Origin of the sequence: uncultured Duncaniella sp. (genome assembly GCF_910577345.1) — a bacterium.
Taxonomy (GTDB): Bacteria; Bacteroidota; Bacteroidia; order Bacteroidales; family Muribaculaceae; genus Duncaniella.
Window position 1 is genome coordinate 27693 of record NZ_CAJTMT010000022.1, and the last position, 21123, is coordinate 48815.

Consider the following 21123-nt stretch of genomic DNA (forward strand, 5'->3'; position numbering starts at 1 on the left):
AGCCAAAACCATTATCTATACTCTATACTTTAATCTCTATACTATGATAAGGATAACTCATGCCTCCGCCGTTCCATTAAGGATTTCAGCGATATAGTAGGTCTTGATGTCCACGCCGAACTTCCGCGCCACACCCTGCTGATGCATGAGGCAGGAGAAATCGGCGCTCGTGACATACTTCAGGCCATTGCGCTCATAGTCACTCACCTTGTCAAGACCCTGCTGTCCCGCACAACTCTGATCCCAGATGGCAAAAGTGCCTCCAAACCCGCAGCACTCATCGCGACGGGTGGCATAACACACCTCCAGACCCTCGACGAGATTGAGAAGGTCGGCAGGCTTTGAGAAATCGGGAATCATCAGTTCGGTCGGACGTGCCTGATGGAGATAGCGCAGCGAATGGCAACCGTTGTGGAGCGCCACACGATGGGGAAACTTCGCCCACGGCAGACTCTTGACCTGCAGGACATCATGAAGAAAATCCACAATGTCGTGGGTGGTGTCGAGTATATGCTGCACCTCCGGGGTCTTCTCGACTGAATCAAGATGATAGCGCACCTGATCCGTGCAGATTCCCGAAGGAATCACCACATAGTCATAACCGGAGAAATACTTTACGAGATTGTTCTCGACATGACAGGCCTTGCGCTCATAGCCCATGTCGGTCATCGGCAGACCGCAACATGAGGCCTGCTCTATATAATGGACATCGAGATCAAACCTGCGCAGAAGTTCGTAGCTCGCAATCGCCGCCCTGGGCGCGAGCATGTCAACATAGCACGGCACAAAAAATCCTACTTTCATCGCCTTGAAATAAATACTTGAAATAAATAGTTGATGCTTATATAAGTAATACGCACGCAAGGCGCGGAAGGTTCAAACCCCTACCCTATAATCCCTCATTATCATTAATATCAGCAAAATTCCGGCTTATAAATTTCATTTATTGGAGAATATTCCCTAATTTTGCACATTGGAAGCGGATAAAAGCTTTTAAATCCGCATTTTACCGTCAATTTAGTTAATAAATCAAAACGAATCACATAAAAATGGCAAACAACAAGCCCACTGAAGAAACCCGCACCTCAATCGACGAGGTGAACGACACCCTCACCGGCATTGGTGAAAAAGTCCAGAGCAATCCCAAGGTTGTAGTCTGGGCCTGTGTCGCTGTGACAGCCGTTGTCGCAATCATTCTCCTTTACGTTTATGCAATCCGCCAGCCCGGTCAGAACGCAGCCAATACCGCTCTCGGTCAGGCCGACATTGAGTTGCTCATGGGCAACGATTCAATCGCCCTCGCCAAATATCAGCAGGTGGCAGCCGACCACGGTTATGATGCCGGCAACCTTGCCAACCTCAACGCCGCTATCCTTCTCTACAAGAACGGCAAGTATGAAGAGGCTATCAACTATCTCAAGAGCTATTCTTCGTCAGAGACAATCATCGGCGCTTCCGCCAAGTCACTCGAAGGCGACTGCTATGTGAACCTCAAGCAATATCCTCAGGCCATCGATTGCTACAAGGATGCCGTAAAGATTTCCGACAACAATCCCCACTACACTCCCGCCTTCCTTCTCAAAGAAGCAACCGTGCTCCGCGAACAGAAGGACTTCAAGGCTGAGGTAGCCATCTATGAGGAAATCCTCAACAACTATCCCAACTATGGTTCAGAAATCGGCGTAGACATCAAGAAATATCTCGAACGCGCCCAGGACGCAGCCTCTAAATAATCCTACGCCCCTCTGAACACACATTACACCCCTACACACCCCCACCGTCATCCACCGACAGCGGGGGTGAATTTTTTTGCCTATCCGTCCACTCTCGGACCCCACTCGGACTCAATCGGACTCAATCGGACATGCTGTAGGGACGCGCTGTAGCGCGTATGCCAAATAAACTCGGAAATCTAAATCTGTAGTCTGAATCTGCAATCTGAATCCGTAATCTAAATCCGTAATCTAAATCCGTAATCTAAATCCGTAAATCGGTGTCCTGACGGACACCCCGCCTACGTTGCGGGCATTAATCCCTGCACATCTCCGCTACGCTCCGATGTACAGGGTTACGAAAAAATCGATGTCCTGCGGACATCAAAACATAAAAACCGCAACCCAACCACAACCTCCAATGAAGACCGCAACCCGACCACAACCTCCAATGAAAACTGCAACCCAACAACAACCTCCAATGAAAACCGCAACCCAACCACAACCTCCAATGAAAACCGCGACCCAACCACAACCTCCAATGAAAACCGCGACCCGACTGTAACCACCAATGAAAACCTCTCCCAACTGCACCCCCGGTGAAAACCACCTCCAACCACAACATAAAGCTGCAATCAATGCCGACCGACTGTCGAAAACTAAAACGAACGAGGTAATCTCATGCGGACATCAAGGCATAGAAATAGGGACCTCGGAGGCATCACGCCCGGGAGGTCCCTTTGTCATAGAAAATTATTCTGTTTCTACTTCGCTATTTGAATTGTTAACTATTGAACAAATTTAGTATAGGGTTAGTAACTACTATATATCCGATAGGGTCAGCAACTTATTTCAGGCTTAATGTCGGAGAGAAGAAACTCCTCGAAGGTCGGAATTGTGGGAGATGTTGGACGAGTCTGACGGGTCTGACTGGTCTGAAAGGTCCGACGAGTCCGACTTGTCTGACTTGTCCGAACTGTCCGAACTGTCCGAACTGTCCGACTGGTCCGAAAGGTCCGAAAGGTCCGAACCATCCGAAGCCCAACTCCCCTTCATCCTACTCTGCTCCGCCATTGAGGCCGGTGCGGCGGTAGCCGTGCATGAGGTACTTCATGCCGGGGTCGTCATCGCTGAACTCAACGAGGAAGCTGATAGCATCAGCCTTGGCTCCGCTCGGCGAGACAGTACCGCCATAGACCACCTTACCGTCAGTAATGGTCACGGTGCAATCGTAGGAAGTGTTCTGCAAGGGGCTTGACGCTCCGAAAGTCTGAGCCGCAGCATCACAGGGAACTTTCACTGTGAAATCCCAGAAATTACTGAGATCACTGAGCCACATCTCAGTCGGGACGTTGGCAGCCGTGTTGTATGTGATGATCTGCATCACACCAAGGCCGTAGGGATCCTCGGCAATGACATTGCCCGAAGCGTCCACAAGATCAACAGTAACCATCCATTCGCCTGCAAGGCTCACGGTAGCGGTCTCCCCTATATCCTCCTTGTCGCATGAGGTGAGAGCCACCACGACAAGCGTCATAAACAAATATTTCAAGGTCTTTATCATGATTCAATAGAATTTTAGAGCTTTGTTTTTACTGATTCTTTGTGGCGTTTACAATGAAATTGAAGGGATAGTCGGTATAGCTGACATTCCATGTAATCGTCCCTGCCGAAGCGTCAAACTTGCCGTCTGTGATACCGTTGGCCGAGTCACCCCAACCGATCAGGTAGCTGTCGACGAGGGTGATGACACCATCAGCATCAATCTTCACGTCACCCTGAAGAGCGTAGGCCGAGCCGTAGCCGGCGCGATACTCATACCAACCGCCGAGAAGGTCTGAAATCTCATAGTTGCCGTTACCGTCGCCCACCACCGTCAACGGATAGCCTCCGAAATAAGTGATGCCGTTGTAGTCACGGTAGCTGTCGGTGCTGACGGTATAGAAACCTGATGCTGGTTCGTCAGGGTCAGCCACGAGGACATAGCGGGTGGCCGATGCGCTGAAACCGTCTGCGTTCGTCACGCTGTAGACAATCGGATAGTAGCCGGGAGCAGTATTACTGAAATTGAGAGCCGTGGTGACCTGTATCTGGTCGGTCACGTCCACACCGTCGAGAGTTGCCGTGCATCCGGGGTCGGTGAATGCCTGACCTGCGGTGACAAGCTCATAGACCGGGCCTTCGAGTTCCACCACAGGATAGTAGGTGATGTCGGTCAATCCCTCGGTATCCTTGTCGCAGGAGGTGAAGGTCACCATCGCGAGCGATACAGCCAATAAAGAAATATATCTTTTCATTGTCATTTTTCGTTTTTAGCGGTTAATTTCAATTTGCCCAGAAGACCGGAGTGGCATCCCCCTTGTAGTCGGGAGTATTCTGGTTTCTGTTGGCCGAGCTTTCGGGATAGGGCCAGCGCTGCAGAACCTTGTTGGCACCAAGCGATGAATTATACTTGATGGGTGTGTAGAGCGTACCAGGCACGAGGAGCGAGGGATTGTAGGCATCGTTGAGTTCATCATAAATCTGGTCACCGGTGACAGTGCCGAAGGCGGGATAGCCGAGACGGCGCAACTCACACCATGCCTCGAAGTTGTTGGTTCCGCTGAGTGCGACCCACTTCTGGATACCGATACACTTCTTATAGTTGGAAGCATCCCACGGATAGGCTGCGAGGACGGTTTCCGTTCCGCTTACGCCTGCCGAGGCGAAGGAGGCCTCGATGGCTGCCTTGTAGTGACTCTCGGCTTCAGAGGCTGAACCGTAGCGGGCTTCATACTCAGCAAGGAAGAATTCGATTTCCGAAAGGGTGATGAAGTAGACGGGAGCATCGTAGGTCATTGCCGGACGGCACCAGTAGTTGGCCTTATAGTCGGCGGTTGTCGAGAAGTTAGTGCCGGAGACACCACCGGTGTAGTCACCCTTGGCGATGTTGGGATCGAAGAAGGCCTTGAGACGGGGGTCGTCGGAAGCATCCATGGTGGCATAGAGGGCCAGATTGAGGATGGCATTCTGCTGGGTGCTTCCGAAGTAGGTAGCGAATTCCTCCTGATAGAAGGGGTTGGCCTGACCGCTCGAATTGCTCCAGCAATTAGCCCACGAAACATCGGCAGAAGGGAAATTGTCGGCTGCGATGAGGGAGGCGAGCTGCGACTGCACATCGACAGCATTGCTCATACGCATGAGCAGACGGAGTTTGAGCGCATTGGCAACCTTGACCCATTCCGATGCAAGCGCGCCGGGAAGAAGGAAGTTGGTGCAGACACTCTCGGTGCCGTTTACCTTTGCGATAGCAGCGTCGAGCTCGGCCACAATGCCTGTGTAGACATCCTTGCCGTCGTCATAGTGGGGAGTTATGGTGCCCATATCGAGCGCCTCGGAGTAGGGAATCTCTCCGTAGGCATCGACAAAAGCTTCGTAAGTGGCCACACGGATAACAGTGGCGGCGAGATACGAACCCCAGTCACCATCCTTCTCAGCGAGAATCTTGACAGTCTCCATGTTCTGGAGAGTGCGGGTGGTCAGATTGGTGTAAGTCGAGCTCGAACGGACGGCACTCTGCATGAACTTGCTGTAGTCAAGGTAGTTCGATGTACCGAATATCTGTGAATAGTGCTGGGCGAAATATCCGCCTGTGATGCGGAAATAGTCACCGTAGCTGTTGGCGAAGGCCATCTCCGCACCCGGAAATATCATGCTTGCGGTAAGATTCTCGACCGCAGGCGAGTTGGGACTCTGGTTTATGTCGAGGTAGTTGTCGCATGATGCGAGTCCGAGCGAGAGGGCCAATGCGCCGGTCAATATGATTTTTTTCATTGTCTTGCTTTCCTATTAGAAGTTAACTTTGAGGTTAAGACCGAATGTGCGGCTCGAAGGGTTGCAATAGAGCTCACCGAAACCGTAGGCAAGGTCACCGTAGGAGGTCACAGAAGTGGTCTCGGGGTCTACATAGCGGTTGTCCTTTGCAGTCCAGATGAAGGCATTGTTGCAGTAGGCGGTCACGACAAGTTCCTTGAGATAAATCTTGCTGAGCCACTTTGAGGGCACGTTCCAGCTCAGGGAGATGTTGCGGAGCTTGGCGTAGGTACGGTTGATGAGATAAGCCATGCCACCGTTACCCCAGCCATAGTCATTGAAATAGGTCTGGTAACTGCTGTCGGCTATGTAGATGGGAGTTGTGTTCTCCGAATAGCTTCCGTCACCGTTGTCAACGACCGAGTTCGGGATGATGAAGGGACGGCGTTCGTTGTAGCCGGTGACAGCACCGTTGCCGGTGAATTGCATGAGGTTCTTGGTGCGCGAGAACATCTTGCCTCCATAACGGACATCGAGAGCTGCGCTGAGGGTGACACCGTAGGCGGTGAACGAGGTGGTCACGCCACCGGTCCATTTGTGATTCATGGTTGAGCCGGTGTACTGGAGCTCATCGGAAATCACGGGCTGACCGTGGGAATCGACGATGGGAGAGCCATAGTAGGGGCTGTCCTTGTCGGTCACGAACTGGGGAAGATAGGTGTAATATGTTCCGAGAGGCTTGCCTTCCTCGGCATACATGTAGACAGCATCGTCGCCGGCACTGAAATTGTAAATATTGACCTTTCCGCCTTCGAGCGATTCAGGCATGGAGAGCACCTTGTTGCGGTTGACCGAGAAGTTGAGACCGAGTTCCCACTGGAAGTTGGGGAGCTGGACAGGGATGGTGTTGAGCATGAGTTCGACACCACGGTTGCGGACCTTACCGAAGTTGGTCACCTGATAGCTGAAACCGGTAGAAGGGTCGATCGGGAGGGTGAAGATCTGGTCGTCAGTGACGCGGTTGTAGTAAGTTGCATCAAGGTCTATGCGGCCGTTGAAGAACTTGAGGTTTGTTCCGACCTCGAACTCCGAGGTCATCTCGGGACGGAGGGTATTACTTCCGGAGGTATTCGAGGCCATGAAGGAATTGACGCTATTGAACGGGAACTGGATGATATAGTTTCCATAGTAACCGTTGGTGTAGGCCTGGGAATAGTTAGTCGAAGTGTAGTAGGGATCGGCATCGTTACCGGTCTTACCGTAGGCGAGACGGATCTTACCGAACGAGAGCACACTCTTGTCCTCGATGAAGCGGGTGAAGATTCCGCTGAGGGTCACACCGGGATAGAAGAATGAATTCTTGTTGATGGGAAGGGTGGATGACCAGTCGTTGCGGCCTGTGACATCGAGGAAGAGGAAGTCGTCCCAACCGAGCGAGAGGTAGCCGAAGAGACCGACCATACGGCGCTTGGTCTGGCCTTCACCGAGGGTGGTCCAGGTGGCACCGTTGCCGAGCTGCCAGTAGCCGGTGTTGATGGCGAGGTCGTCGGACTGGCCTCTGAGATAGGTCGAGTAACGCTCGTTGACATTGACACCTGCGGTGACGTTGACATCGAGACGGTTGTCAAGGAATTTCTTGTTGTAGTTCGCAAGGAAGTCATGGTTGAGCTCATGGGCACGGCGGTAGTAAGCATATACGTAGCCTGCCTGGTTCATGTTGCTGGGAGCATAGCCATAGTCCTCGTCGATAAGGGCATCGTCAAGTGCAATCTGGGGATAGCCCATCTTGTTGTCGTAGTCCGAATAGTCGAGACCGAAACGGTAGGTGAGCGTAAGACCGTCGACCGGCATAAGGTCGAGCTGGAGTTTGCCGTAAATCTGCTTGCCGTAGGTCTCGAATTTGTTGTTGTTGAGCGCCCAGTAGGGGTTGGTGATACCGTAGGGAGTGAAATAGGCCTCCGGAGTGTTGAAGGGGCTGCTGAGGTTCTTCATGTCGACGATGGATACATCGCGGGGCATCTCAAGCACACCGTCCATCACTGAAGTACCCTGATAGGTGCCGACTGTCTTCGTGCGGTAGTTGGCGAAGTTCATCGAACTCGAGACCTTGATCCATTTTTCGGGCTGATAGCTGCCACGGAAGGAGATGGTGTTGCGGCGATAGGAGTCCTGGTCGGTGGGAATCATTCCGTCGACACCTGCGAAACCATACGAGAGATAGTAGGTCATCGCCTGGTCTTTGCTGACACCACTGAGGGCCACATTGTGTTTCTGCGACCAGCCTGTGTCGAAGAAGTCGCGGACATTGTTCTTTTTGGCATCATAGGTGTGGATGAGCTGCTGGTGGTTCCAGATGGGACCGTAGACCTGACGGCTGCCGTCGAGCGCGGGACCCCACGAACCGTTCTCAATATAGGTCTGGTTACCGTTCCATCCCTGTCCCCACTTGTTCTGCATCTCGGGGAGGAAAGCCACGCGCGAAGCCTCGACGTTGCCGCTGTAGGTGATGGAGTAGTTCTTGCCGTCACCCTTGCTTCCGCTCTTGGTCGTGATGATGATGACACCGTTGGCCGCGCGCGAACCGTAGAGCGATGTGGCGGCAGCACCTTTGAGGACGGTGAGCGAGGCGATGTCGTCGGGGGAGATATTGGTCACACCGCCGGTCGACACTGCATTGCCCTGACCGGAGTATGAGCTGTTCTGCAAAGGCACACCGTCGACCACATAGAGGGGCTGATTGCTGCCGTTGATAGAACCGAGACCGCGGATATTGACATTGGGTGCGGCACCCGGAGCGCTTGATGTTTCCTGAATCTGAAGACCGGCCACCTTGCCCTGCAGAGCCTGCATGACATTGCTGGATTGGGCGCTCTCAATCTCCTTTGAGCTGACCTGAGTGGCCGAATAGCCGAGGGATTTTTCCGAGCGCGAGATGCCGAGGGCGGTCACGACGACTTCATCGAGAAGCTCGGAATTAAGACCGAGAACGATGCGGATCTCACCCTTGGTGATAGGCACATCCTGTGAAGTCATACCCACATAGCTTACGCGAAGCGACTTGGCACTCTGAGGCACGTTGGGAATTGAAAACTTACCGTCAACATCGGTGCTGGCACCCAACTGGGTCCCCACTACCATCACGGAAGCTCCAACGACCGGTTCTTCGTCGTCGCCGGAGATGACAATACCTCTTACGGTCCTGGTCTGAGCGCTTGCACTGAGCGTGACCGCGAGGACTGTCATCAGCAAGAAAAATAGCTTTTTCATACTAATTGGAATTAAACATATATAAACTGCGATAAAACTTTCTTAACAAAAAAATATTAAATACTCATATCTTGATTTTATTGGCTTATTGTACCTACAACATGGAGAGAATGTATAATATGTAGTATTTAGGCTGTAGTTTTGTGACGATTTGCAACAATTAAACTGATTAAAATAGCAAATTGATACACTAACGTGTTGCAAAGGAACGAATAAAAATTATTAAAACCTAAAAATTACCCCCCCCCAATTGTTAATAAAATATAATACAAAAGTTAAATTAATTTAACACAATTATACATATTTATTCTTTTACAGACTTTTTCCATTTTTCAAAATACCACCATTTACCTACCAAAATCCCCCTATAACCGACAAATCAGGCAACTCTATGGATATGCGTCATCGTGTAGGCTATACAAAAAGGCAACCGGGTCCGGATTCAAACGCTTTTTTGAATCCGGGCCCGGTTTTTATTGCAAAGTCAGGCAGAAATGTATTTTTAAGTTTAGCTGTCGTAGCCGATGAATGTAAAATCAGAATCGAAAAGAAGCTCGGTACCGTCAAGCAGCTCCACTTCATAACCCCAATACTTATAGGTAATCTCGTGGATGCCCATATTTCCGAAATGCAGACCCACATATTCGCTGATTTCAGGCACGACACCCGTCGGGATGCGCTGACCTTTGGCAGCTTCGATATGAGTCCAGTCGCCATACTCATCAAATTCAATTTCCAGACCGCTGGCGAATTCAACCTCATACTTCAATGTGTCATGTTCGATCTCCTTTGTGACTTTAACTACCCTTTCGCCGGGATAGAATGTGGAAATAAAGGATTGAGTGTTGATAGGAAGGTCGGAAATCGAGATGGGCACATCCCAATCGTCGTCGTCATTATCCGAACAACTCCATGCAACGCATGAAAACACGCACACCATAAGCAATAGATAGAACTTCTTCATCAGTTTATGAATTTGAAAAATTGTGAGTAACTGTTAACTTTCAGTCAAACACTCCGGCGACAACTAAAGTTCACTCCAACTGTGAAATTATATCAACAAGGAGCTTGATAATGACGGGAAGATTAACTATCCATAAATATGTACATATTTTTGTACATAATTTTTGTTTGTATGAGTAAAAACAACTATCTTTACATTGCAATAAAAATGACCGACAGATGAATACGATAAGCGTAAGCAATTTCAGAAACAACATGGCCGCCTCTCTCAACCGGGTGGATAATGGCGAAAGCATCCTCATCCGCAGAAACAAGCAGCTATATGCTATCATCCCCGTCAGCGAGGATGAACTCACTGTCACACCCGAATTGCAGGAAAAAATCAATGAGGCACGCAAAGCATACCGCAACCATGAATGCATTGAATGCAGCACTCATGAAGAACTCGATGAATTTTTCAACTCTCTCTGATGTATAGCCTAAACTTTCACCCAAAAGTCAGCAAAACTATCGGGAAGTGGAAAAAATCCAATCCATTCCTGCATAAGAAACTACTAAAGATACTCCATGAACTCATGGAGCATCCACGCACGGGCACAGGCCATCCAGAAGCGCTGAAAGGAGGAGGAGACGTGACTTATTCACGTCATATAAGCGCTCACGACCGGATTATATATGATATTTATGATGATAAGGTCATGGTAATGGTAATTGAACTTGAAGGCCATTACAACGACAAATAGGCTGCGGTAAATTCACAATCATTCTTAAAATGCGGACATCTCCGCAGGGTGGGATTTGGCAATAAATCAGATAATTAATATATTTGCAAAAGAATTTAAAGTTAAGAAATACATTTTTAATAAACCACCTAAAATCCTACCTATGAAAGAAATCTACCGCTATCTTGCAGTGGGGGCTCTCGTAGCAGCAGGTTGGCAAAGTGTGGACCTCTATGCCCAGCAACCGGGCGAAAAAGATCCATCGTGCATTGTCGAGAAATGGACCGACACCTCAACCTCCCCGAAAATCATCGACATCAACTTTTCCGACACCTCCTGGCCCAACACATGGGGCAATTCAGGCACCGGAATGCAATGTCCGGAATTCGCATCGGGTGTCTATGTCAACGCCGTCCTCACAACTCCGGCTATCGGCTCGGAAGGCGTGAACTATCCGATTCTATTCCACAACTGCACCTTCGCCACCACCGCTTCGAGCAACGGACTTGCGGCCGCTACGGCAGCATTCTCACGCCAGTATTACGAAGACAAGAACGCGACAACCTACAACGACTGGAAGCAGCCCGGCCACACGACCTATCTTGAAGACAACATCGTGTTTGAAAACGGCAAGCCCGTCAAAGGCGAGGCCGGATTCGTACAGATGTGTCGCAATCCATCCGAAGACGGCGTGACATCGCTCCACGGATGGATGGAAATCGACCACATCCCCTACGTCGAACGCATACAGTGGTCATGGTCATCAACCTCATGGGGCCGCGGTATCAAGTGTGACATCAAGGTCGGCGATGGCGACTGGGAACCCCTCGTATGGATGGGTTCGGAGAAGCACAAGTCTGGCTACACCATCTTCTCTGACCAGGGATATTTCATGGAGAATGTCATCGACAAGAAAGATGTCTCACTCCGCTGGAGAGTCTGGGACGGCGACGGCGCTGCAAACAGCGATTCGCAGGTGCAGAAAGCAGACTTCTCATGGCAGACAATCGACCCGCTCGCACAGCGTCAGGCTCCCCGTGTCCATAAGCTCAAAATCTACGGCGACCAACTGACTGCCGAAGCTGCAGCCTACGCCAAAGCCAATCCCGTCGGAGCTGTCGGCGAGCTGACCGACCTCTCGAAATTCGGATTTGAAGGTGGAGGCGATGAACCCGAACAGCCCGCGGTTCCCGCCCCCGACGACGATGCGGAAATCACACTCCTCTACGTCAACCCTGACGGCTCAGGCGACCACACCACCATCCAGGCTGCGATCGACGCCGTGCCCGACGGCAACCGTGGCATCATCTACATTGCTCCCGGTGTCTATGACGAGAACATCTATTGCGGCACCCGCCAGAAGCACGACAAGTTTATCTCGCTCATCGGCGCTGACGCTGCAACAACCATCCTCACATCGTCAAAGGACCGCGATAGCGGAAGCATCAGCCAATACTACGACTGCAGCGCTCTCAACGTCTATACCCCGCGCTTCTATGCCGAGAACCTGACCATCCGCAACACTGCCGGAAATGTAGGCCGAGCCGAAGCACTCTACACCGAAGCAGATGCTCATGTCTTCAAGAACTGCATCATCTCCGGCTATCAGGATACCTACAAAGCCGCAGGAGGTTCACGCGGATATTTCACCGGTTGCACCATCTCCGGCGCGACAGACTTCATCTATGACAGCGGTCTCGAATGGTTCGAAAATTGCACCATCCTCTGCTTGAATGGGGGAGGCTATATCGCGGCTCCTTCCGACTCGCGCCTTGTGCTTTCGCAGCGCATGTATCCCGAACTCTCGGAGTCGAAATTCCGCGCAGGTCTCTTCTTCCGCAACTGCGACATCAAGGCTGAAGAGGGCGTTGCTGACGGCAAATACTACCTCGGCCGCCCGTGGAAAGAGGATGCCGGCACAATGTTCATCAACTGCCGCCTCGGCTCCCATATCAATGCTCTCGGCTGGAAAGACTGGAGCGGAAGCGAGAACACAGCTTCATTCTATGAATACGGCAACACTGATGCAGCCGGAAACCCGATTGCTACCTCAGGACGCGTATCCTTCAGCCACCAAGCTACAGAGGCTGAGGTGAAGGCCTACATGAATCCTGAATTCCTGTTCTCTGAATTATCCGACGTGCCCTTTGATTTCGCAGGCATCCTCGAAGGCGCGCCCGCACCTACTAATTTTTCAGTTTCGTCAGGTTCGATTTCTTGGGAAGGCAATGATGCAAGCGTAGCCTACATCATCCGTCTCAACGGCAACTTCGTCGCCATGACCGCCGACAGCACTTTCGAGCTTTCTGACGGCACTTCGGCAACAGACTATAGCGTTGCTTCGGTTTCACGCCACGGCGTGACCTCAGAGGCCGTAAACGTCCCCAAAGATGTCCGTCCCCTCGCATTCCCGACCGCTGAAGGTTTCGGCAAATATGCAACCGGTGGCCGTGGCGGAAAGGTGGTCAAGGTGACAAGCCTCGCCGATGACAATTCCGAGGGTACACTCCGCTGGGCCTTCAACCAGTATCCCGGCGAACCCATCACAATCGTCTTTGAGGTGAGCGGTGAAATCGTGCTCAACTCCGACATGCGTGTCAAGCGTTCCGACTGGACTCTCGCTGGACAGACCGCACCCGGCGAAGGCATCGTCATCACCCACAACAAAGTCAATTTCGGAGGTTCTGAAAACTTCATCGTGCGCAATGTCCGCTTCCGTGTCGGACAGAAAGATGTCAAGGGAAATGTGCTTGCCGCAAATGCTCTCGGAGCCGAGAACTGCATGAACTTCATCATCGACCACTGCTCGTTCGGATGGTCGGTCGAGGAGAATATGAACACCGCCGATTCCCACTTCCTCACCGTCCAGTATTCGATGGTCCACGAAGGTCTCTATGACGCCGGACATTCGAAGGGTGCCCGTGGCTACGGCTGCCAGTGGGGCGGTTCGCCTGCCACATACCACCACAATCTTCTTGCCCACAACAACAGCCGCTCACCTCGTCTGAACGGCGCGCGTGGCGAGGACTATGTGGTGTTCATGGAATACGTCAACAACGTCAACTACAACTACGGAAAACGCGGCGGATGCTACGGCGGTGAGAACACTGCTGAGATTTCCAAGTTCAACGGCAACAATTCGGCCCACGAATGTAACTTCATGAACAACTACTACAAGCCCGGTCCCGTTTCGGATAAGTCGAAGGTAGAGTTCGTGAATTCAAGCTACGCCCGTCCCGGTGCCACCTCATGGGGTCCCGCGAAGTGGTATGTTAACGGTAACATCGCCGAGGGTATCGCCAACGCCACAGCCGACAACTGGCAGGGAATGGCAGCGGAGACCTACAGTCTCTCCGACATCCGTGTCGACGAGCGCATCGTGACAAAGACTCCGTGGTACAGATACAGCGTTGTCAAGCCCTACGGTCAGTATGTCCCCGAGGAATACATGCTCTATGACTTCGAGAGTGCAGAGGATGCCTTCAAGACAGTTGTAGCCAAAGCAGGTACAGTCAACCGCGATGCAGTCGAACGCCGAGTGGCAGCCGACGTGCAGAACGGAACCGGCAGCCATGGCAACAACGGTATTATCGACACTGAGAACGACGTCGAGGGCTTCTATGAGTATGACAAGAATTACACTGTACCGACCGACACCGACGGCGACGGTATGCCCGATGAATGGGAGAAGAAAAACAATCTCAACCCTGAGATTGCCGACAACAATCTTCTCAATTCAGAAGGCTATACAGCCCTTGAAGTATATCTGAATTCGCTCATGGGTGAGCTTATGACAAACGATTTCGGACAGAGCGGAATCGAGAGTGTCATCGTCAGAACTGAGGTTTCCTACGACAGCTTCACACACACTCTCACCACCGGCGACGAGGCCATCGGTGCAAACCTTGAGGTCTATGGAATGGACGGCAGACTGATGGATTCGCTCCGCGTATCGGCCCGCGAGACTTCACTCGAACACCTCGCTCCCGGCCTCTATCTGCTCCGTCTCAGCTCCCGCACGATTGCTCCGGCAACGCTTAAGATCAAGCGCTAAAATTAATCCCCACGGCTGTCCGGCCACGCCCCACGACAGGCAAGCCGGACATGCCGTCTGTAGGGACGCGCTGTAGCGCGTATGCCCGATGAAATAGAAATTACCCTTGTAATTAAAGGGGTACAGAAATTCAAAAATAACAGAAATTACAGATGTTTTTTCAGCTACCGTAGACTTGATGAATTAATCAAATCTGCTTTGAAAAACGCCTGTAATTTCTGTCATTTTTGAATTTCTGTACCTCTTGATTTTCTCATGGAGTTTACTATTTCATCGGGCATACGCGCTACAGCGCGTCCCTACAAGGACATTGTCGTTTGGTTATGATATTGGGGTTTGGTTACGACACATCGTGTTTTGACATGAATTTACCATGCGCGAGGACCGATAAGGCGGCATTCACTATTTGAGGCGGAGACGGGTAAGGAGGTCGAGAAGTTGGGCGACAGTGGTGCGGAGGTCGCCTTTCTCATCCGAGCGTTCGCAGATGCTCTTGACCTCTATCAGAGCGAGCGCCAAGGCACCGAAAGATGTCAGGTAGGGAAAGAGCGGAATGAGGTTTACTCCGGAGCTTTTCAGATAGTGGAGCGAGGCAATCAGTAGCGCATCAATAATGGTCATGGAGAAGAGCGCGAGATAGTAGCGACCTATCTTGTCGACCGTGCGGCGAAGCCCGGAAGAGGTGCATTTTTCGCCTCTCATTTTGGCTTTCCTAACCCCGCTGATGAGGTCGGCAAGAACCGCGAGAAGCACACAGAAGTAATCGAGGAGAAGCATTTTCATTGCTTTAAAATTTAAAGTATAGAGATTAAAGTATAGAGTATAGATTTTTTAGTATAGAGGTTAAAGTATAGAGTATAGATAATAGTTTTGGCTGTAGGGACGCGCTGTAGCGCGTATGCTAAATGAACTTTGGATGCACCAAATTCACACGGATTTTGAATCGGATTTTAAATCAAATTTGAATCGGATTTGAATCAAATTTGACTTGAATTTTAACCCAAATTTGACTCGGATTTTGACCCAAATTTTGAATCGGCCCCTTAACCGATTCCCCATAATATTCTCGCATCCCGATGAACCGCTATGCCAAATAAACTACATTCCCGACATTGCAAAGTTAATATTCCGGACCCCGGTTTTTACTGCGATAATGCAAATCTCCCGCAAAAAAAATTCACATATTAAATCCCCAAATAGCCGCCCCAAAATCCACCAAACAGCCGCCCCTAAATCCACCAAACAATGCCGCAAGTATGCAAGATCAATCACTCCAACCCACCCGCTCCGAGCCTGTCGAAACCGCCTCGATTCTCTTATTCTCCGCCATGCAAAGCACCGTAGACAATGGATGCTTTTGAGGGGCCGACAACGTCGGCAATGGTGTCAAGGTCGGCCTCGCGCAGACGCTTCACACTCTTGAAATGAGTCAGCAATGCAGTGCGCGTTTTCTCGCCGACACCCTTGATTCCATCAAGTTCCGATACCGCCTGAGTCTTGCTGCGACGGTCGCGGTGATGGGTGATTCCGAAGCGGTGTGCCTCGTCGCGCAGATGCTGCACCACGCGCAGCGTCTCGCTGTTTTTGTCAATGTAGAGAGGAATACTGTCGCCCGGAAAATAGATTTCCTCAAGACGCTTCGCAATGCCGACAACGGCAATCTTTCCTCTCAGTCCCATATCGTCGAGAGCCTCCACAGCCGCCGACAACTGACCCTTACCACCATCCACAACGATGAGCTGCGGGAGGGGCTGATCTTCGTTGACAAGGCGTGTGTAGCGCCGCGTCAACACCTCCTTCATCGAAGCGAAATCGTCGGGTCCGACGACGGTCTTGATGTTGAAATGTCGGTAGTCCTTCTTGCTCGGTTTTGCGTCCTTGAAGACCACACAGGATGCCACAGGATTCGTGCCCTGAATGTTTGAATTGTCGAAACATTCGATGTGCCTCGGAAGTTCCGAGAGGTGGAAATCCGACATCATGCGCGTCAGTATCCGGTCGGTTCTCGTCTCCGGATTGCGCTTCTCCATGGTCTTGATTTTATCGACGCGATGCTGTCGGGCATTCTTTTCCGACACCTCCAGCAGCTTGGCTTTGTCGCCTCTCTGCGGGATTATGAACTTGACATCGGGCATCTCCACGTCGGGTTCCTCCGCCACTATCACCTCGGAAAATTTCATGCCGAGCGACTCGGAAATCTCCGACATCGCATAGCCCAAAAGCTGCGCGCGCGACTCGTCGAGACGGCGCTTGAATTCGAGAGTGACAGACTTCACGACGGCTCCACGACGGACGTGCATATAGTTGATGTAGACATCCGATTCTTCATCGTCGATACCGAACACATCAATATCCTCGATGGTCTGGGAGACGATGACACTCTTGGCCTGATAACGCTTGATGAGGTCGAACTGCTCCTTCAATTCCTGCGCCTCCTCGAAGCGCAATTCCATCGAAAGCTTCTCCATCTCGCCACGGAGATAGTTGAGAAGCTCGCCCGTCTCGCCGCGCAGAATGGCGCGGATTTTGTCGATGTCGCGGTTGTAGTCCTCGGGCGAGATAAGCCCTGTGCAGCACCCCTTGCAGCGCTTCAGATGATAGTCAAGACAGAGACGGCCCTTGCCCGCACGGACCCATTCGAGAGTCATCGGCGGACGGCAGGAACGCACCTGATAGACCTTCTTGATGAGTTCGAGAGTGGCGCGCGCGGAGCCGGTGTCGGTGTACGGTCCATAGTATTTCGACCCGTCCTTGATGCGCTGACGGGTCATGAAAACTCGCGGATACGGCTCGTTGGTCACCACTATCCAGGGGTAGGATTTATCGTCCTTCAGAAGCACATTATAGCGCGGCTGATACTCCTTTATCATGGATGCCTCAAGGTTGAGTGCATCCTGCTCGGTAGGCACCACAATATAGCTCATATCGACGATGGCCCGCACAAGAAGATTGGTGCGGAGCGAATCGTGGGTGCGGTTGAAATATGAGCTGACACGCCTTTTCAGATTCTTGGCCTTGCCTACATAGATGACCGTTCCCTCGGAATCGTAGTACATATACACTCCGGGGGTGTCTGGCAGGATGGATATTTTCTCGGTCAGCGAGGCCGATTTCTTATGCTTGGCCATAGTGAACAGTAAGGACGTTTAGAGGGTGTTTCCGTGCGTTTGTTGAATCCGTCGGCACGGTTTCAGATGAAGTTCCTGAGTCTACAATAAACGTGCAGACTCAGGAACTGTGAATTGTATCCGTTCGATGAATCAATATGTAATCAACGAGGTCACCTCGGCTTCGGCAGGGAGGTTTTCACGGCCCTTGAGATCGAGGAGCTCGATGATGAAATTGATATAGATTTTCTTCGGGTTCATTGACTTCACAAGCTCGTAGGCAGCGGCCATAGTGCCACCGGTAGCAAGCACGTCGTCATGGATAACGACAACGTCATCGGGAGTGATTGCATCACGGTGGATTTCGATCACGTCCTTGCCATATTCCTTGTCGTAGGAAGTGCTGATTGTGTCGGCGGGAAGTTTGCCGGGCTTGCGGACAGGCACGAATCCTGCACCGAGTTCGAAAGCAAGGATGGAGCCTCCGATGAAGCCGCGCGACTCGATGCCTACAACCTTAGTAACACCTTTGTCGCGGTAAAGTTGTGAAAGGTCCCAGCCGATGATGTGAAGTCCACGGGGATCTTTAAGGAGAGTGGTGATGTCGCGGAAGATGATGCCCTTCTGAGGGAAGTCATAGACATCGCGGATGCGTCGCTTTAGATATTCCATTTCTTTATAAGTATTAAGTTTAAAGTTTTCAGTTGGGAGTTGTGAGTTTTGAGTTGACAGTTGTTAGTTTTGGGTTGTCGGTCGATGGCTTGTAGGGACGCGCTGTAGCACGTATGCCCGATGAACTTCAATCCGGCAGGTTTCAATCCGACGAATCTTAATCCGGCAAATCTAATTCCGGCGGACTTCAATCCGACGAATCTCAATCCGACGAATCTCAATCTGGCAAATCTAATTCCGGCGAACTTCAATCCGACCTCTTTCCGCATTCCTTTTTTTTGACAGGACTGCTTTCAATTCTAACGAATGACGCTTTGCATAATCGCAGCTTTTGCGGAAATTTTTGCTGTAATTTTACCGGAATTGTTTCACGTGAAACACGCTTTTCAGCGTCCCATCAGGAGCAGGAGGATATTGATGTCGGCAGGCGAAATACCGGGAATTCTCGATGCCTGGGCAATTGTTTCAGGATTGATTTTTTCAAGTTTCTGACGCGCCTCAGTCGAGAGGGAAGTCAGTTTTGAATAGTCAATTTTTCCACGGATAGTCAGATTTTCGAGACGGCGAAGCTTATCGGCAATCTGACTTTCGCGCTGAATGTAGCCTTGATATTTTATAAGAATCTCGGCAGCTTCGATTATCTCCTCGCGGCGCTCCTCCTCGATTTCATTCTTAAGGAAATCGGCCAACGGCTCTATCCCTTCGGCAAGAATATGAATGTTGAGAGCGGGACGCAACACGAGGTCGTAGAGCTTCACTCCCTGCTTCAACGGCTGCTCTCCGATGCTTTCGAGATATGGATTTATCAACGCTGCCTTCACCGAAAATTCCTTGCAGAATTCAATCAGCGCGTCGCGCTGACGGCGCTTGCTCTCCATGATTTCATAGCGGTAATCAGTGGCGAGACCGATGGCATGGCCGCGCGGAGTGAGACGCATGTCGGCATCGTCCTGACGAAGAAGTATGCGGTATTCCGCACGCGATGTGAACATGCGGTAAGGCTCGTCGACACCCTTGGTGACGAGGTCATCGATGAGCACACCGATATACGATTCGTCACGGGCAAGAGTGAAAGGCTCCTGACCTTTGATTTTCAATGCCGCGTTTATTCCTGCGACCAATCCCTGCCCTGCAGCTTCCTCATAACCCGTGGTTCCGTTGACCTGACCGGCAAAATATAGGCCGGAAATCATCTTTGTCTCCAAGGTATGGTAGAGCTGAGTCGGGTCGAAAAAGTCATATTCGATGGCGTAGCCGGGACGGTAAATCTGGACATCCTTAAGTGCCGGGACGGTTTCAAGAGCGCGAATCTGAATGTCGACCGGAAGCGAAGAGGAGAAGCCGTTGAGATAATATTCAGTCGTCACCTCACCCTCCGGTTCAAGGAAAAGCTGATGCTCATTCTTGTCGGCGAAGGTGACGATTTTTGTTTCGATACTCGGACAGTAGCGCGGCCCGATGCTTTTTATCTGGCCATTGTAGAGCGGCGAATCGGGCAAACCTTCGCGGAGTATGCGATGGGTCTCCGGATTGGTATAGACCGTGTGGCAGGGACGCTGACGCAGCTTGCGGTGTATGTTGGAAAGATAGGAGAACTTATGGAAATCGTCGTCACCTTCCTGCAGGGTGGTGAGGCTCCAGTTGACCGAACGCCCGTCGATTCTCACCGGGGTTCCCGTCTTCATGCGGTCAGTTGCAAAACCGAGTTCACGCAACTGTTCGGTTATGCCGTGGGCCGCAGGTTCGGCCACACGTCCACCCGGAAGCTGTACGGGTCCGATGTGCATGAGTCCGTTGAGGAACGTGCCTGCAGTAAGCACGACGCTCTTGGTGTTGAAGACCACGCCGAGTGCGGTTTTCACACCCGTCACGCGTCCATCCTCAATGACAAGCGATGTCGCCGAGTCCTGCCAGATGTCAAGATTGGGGGTATTCTCAAGAATATTTCGCCAGAGGCGTGAAAATTCCATACGGTCACTCTGAGCGCGCGGACTCCACATTGCAGGGCCCTTCGAACGGTTGAGCATACGGAACTGGATAGCACTCTCATCGGTGACGATACCCATCATTCCGCCGAGAGCGTCGATTTCACGAACAATCTGTCCCTTGGCGATACCGCCGACAGCAGGATTGCAGCTCATCTGCGCAATCTTGTTCATGTCAATGGTCATAAGCAGGGTACGGACGCCAAGACGGGCGGCAGCATGAGCAGCCTCACATCCGGCATGACCCGCACCTATGACCACAAGGTCATAGTCAAATCTCATCTAATAATATTAGTGCTTTGTTTTCAAAAGATTCCATGATTTCACGTTCACCCGGCCCTTTGTCGTTGATTCCGCAGAGATGCAGCACACCATGAATGACGACGCGGTGAAATTCCCGCTCGTATGTGGCGCCGACCATCTCTGAATTGGACAGGACAGTATCGAGTGAAATGAACATATCGCCTGAAATCATCTTCCCGCGACAATAGTCGAAGGTGATGATGTCTGTAAAATAATCGTGATTGAGAAATTGACGGTTGACCTCGATGATTTTCGGGTCGTCGCAAAAGATATAGGTGAGAGGGCCAACAATGCGGTTGTGTGAGGCCGCCACCGCAGCAATCCATTTTTCGAGACGTGCGGTGTCAACAAATTCGGGCATCTTAGTCGTGCCATCGGTCAGCCACTCTATTTTCTTCATGTTACAAAGTTAATCAATTTTTCAATTAACGTCAAAATTTTTAAATGTCCTGCTTTGGCGACAGCCAAAAATCAACATTAAATTATTAATAATCAACATATTATCCTAATTCAAGACCAATTTTAAGCCTCTGAGAATTGAATATT

General features: G+C 51.1%; 16 protein-coding genes. 4 read left to right on the forward strand and 12 right to left on the reverse strand.

Features of this window, described 5'->3' with window-relative positions:
- Positions 1-57: 57 nt before the first annotated feature.
- Entirely contained in the window at positions 58-804 is a 747-nt protein-coding gene (locus QZ310_RS09890) for a (Fe-S)-binding protein (RefSeq protein ID WP_297072343.1), read from the reverse strand.
- 245 nt (positions 805-1049) lie between these two features.
- Here QZ310_RS09890 and QZ310_RS09895 point away from each other — a divergent pair, with 245 nt between their 5' ends.
- Entirely contained in the window at positions 1050-1733 is a 684-nt protein-coding gene (locus tag QZ310_RS09895; protein WP_297072344.1) for a tetratricopeptide repeat protein, read from the forward strand.
- 837 nt (positions 1734-2570) lie between these two features.
- Here the strand turns inward: QZ310_RS09895 and QZ310_RS09900 are convergent.
- From QZ310_RS09900 to QZ310_RS09925, 6 genes are all read right to left on the reverse strand, one after another.
- Positions 2571-2786 carry a hypothetical protein gene (locus tag QZ310_RS09900; protein WP_297072345.1) on the reverse strand — a complete coding sequence of 72 codons (216 nt, stop codon included), beginning with the start codon at positions 2784-2786 and terminating at the stop codon, positions 2571-2573.
- Positions 2770-3264 carry a lipid-binding protein gene (locus tag QZ310_RS09905; RefSeq protein ID WP_297072346.1) on the reverse strand — a complete coding sequence of 165 codons (495 nt, stop codon included), beginning with the start codon at positions 3262-3264 and terminating at the stop codon, positions 2770-2772. The genes QZ310_RS09900 and QZ310_RS09905 overlap by 17 nt, the downstream gene beginning before the upstream one ends.
- Positions 3265-3304: 40 nt before the next feature.
- Positions 3305-4009, reverse strand: coding sequence for a BT_2262 family domain-containing protein (locus tag QZ310_RS09910; RefSeq protein ID WP_297072347.1), 705 nt, complete (start codon positions 4007-4009; stop codon positions 3305-3307).
- Positions 4010-4037: 28 nt separating this feature from the next.
- Complete coding sequence (locus QZ310_RS09915; protein WP_297072348.1) at positions 4038-5525, reverse strand: SusD/RagB family nutrient-binding outer membrane lipoprotein; 1488 nt, start codon at positions 5523-5525, stop codon at positions 4038-4040.
- 15 nt (positions 5526-5540) lie between these two features.
- Positions 5541-8771 (reverse strand): SusC/RagA family TonB-linked outer membrane protein, encoded by a 3231-nt coding sequence (locus QZ310_RS09920; protein ID WP_297072349.1) that lies wholly within the window; start codon positions 8769-8771, stop codon positions 5541-5543.
- Between the two features lie 508 nt (positions 8772-9279).
- Complete coding sequence (locus QZ310_RS09925) at positions 9280-9735, reverse strand: PepSY-like domain-containing protein (RefSeq protein ID WP_297072350.1); 456 nt, start codon at positions 9733-9735, stop codon at positions 9280-9282.
- Positions 9736-9953: 218 nt separating this feature from the next.
- Between QZ310_RS09925 and QZ310_RS09930 the strand changes: the two genes are divergently transcribed.
- From QZ310_RS09930 to QZ310_RS09940, 3 genes are all read left to right on the forward strand, one after another.
- Entirely contained in the window at positions 9954-10205 is a 252-nt protein-coding gene (locus QZ310_RS09930) for a hypothetical protein (RefSeq protein ID WP_297072351.1), read from the forward strand.
- The gene (locus tag QZ310_RS09935; protein ID WP_366141973.1) at positions 10202-10477 is read left to right on the forward strand and encodes a type II toxin-antitoxin system YoeB family toxin; all 276 of its coding nucleotides are present in this window, start codon (positions 10202-10204) and stop codon (positions 10475-10477) included. Before QZ310_RS09930 ends, QZ310_RS09935 begins: the two co-directional genes overlap by 4 nt.
- Before the next feature lie 142 nt (positions 10478-10619).
- Positions 10620-14510, forward strand: coding sequence for a pectinesterase family protein (locus QZ310_RS09940; RefSeq protein WP_297072353.1), 3891 nt, complete (start codon positions 10620-10622; stop codon positions 14508-14510).
- Between the two features lie 402 nt (positions 14511-14912).
- On the opposite strand, the gene QZ310_RS09945 is transcribed toward QZ310_RS09940, so the two are convergent.
- The 5 genes from QZ310_RS09945 to ybeY all read right to left on the reverse strand — a co-directional run bounded on the left by QZ310_RS09945 (position 14913) and on the right by ybeY (position 20938).
- Complete coding sequence (locus QZ310_RS09945) at positions 14913-15293, reverse strand: phage holin family protein (RefSeq protein WP_297072354.1); 381 nt, start codon at positions 15291-15293, stop codon at positions 14913-14915.
- 533 nt (positions 15294-15826) lie between these two features.
- Positions 15827-17638 (reverse strand): excinuclease ABC subunit UvrC, encoded by a 1812-nt coding sequence (uvrC, locus tag QZ310_RS09950; RefSeq protein WP_297072355.1) that lies wholly within the window; start codon positions 17636-17638, stop codon positions 15827-15829.
- A 132-nt stretch (positions 17639-17770) separates the two neighbouring features.
- The gene (locus QZ310_RS09955) at positions 17771-18289 is read right to left on the reverse strand and encodes an adenine phosphoribosyltransferase (protein WP_297072356.1); all 519 of its coding nucleotides are present in this window, start codon (positions 18287-18289) and stop codon (positions 17771-17773) included.
- A gap of 386 nt (positions 18290-18675) precedes the next feature.
- The gene (gene mnmG / locus QZ310_RS09960; protein WP_297072357.1) at positions 18676-20556 is read right to left on the reverse strand and encodes a tRNA uridine-5-carboxymethylaminomethyl(34) synthesis enzyme MnmG; all 1881 of its coding nucleotides are present in this window, start codon (positions 20554-20556) and stop codon (positions 18676-18678) included.
- Positions 20546-20938: an rRNA maturation RNase YbeY gene (ybeY, locus tag QZ310_RS09965; protein ID WP_297072365.1), complete on the reverse strand. Its 393-nt coding sequence runs from the start codon at positions 20936-20938 to the stop codon at positions 20546-20548. The genes mnmG and ybeY overlap by 11 nt, the downstream gene beginning before the upstream one ends.
- Positions 20939-21123: the final 185 nt, after the last annotated feature.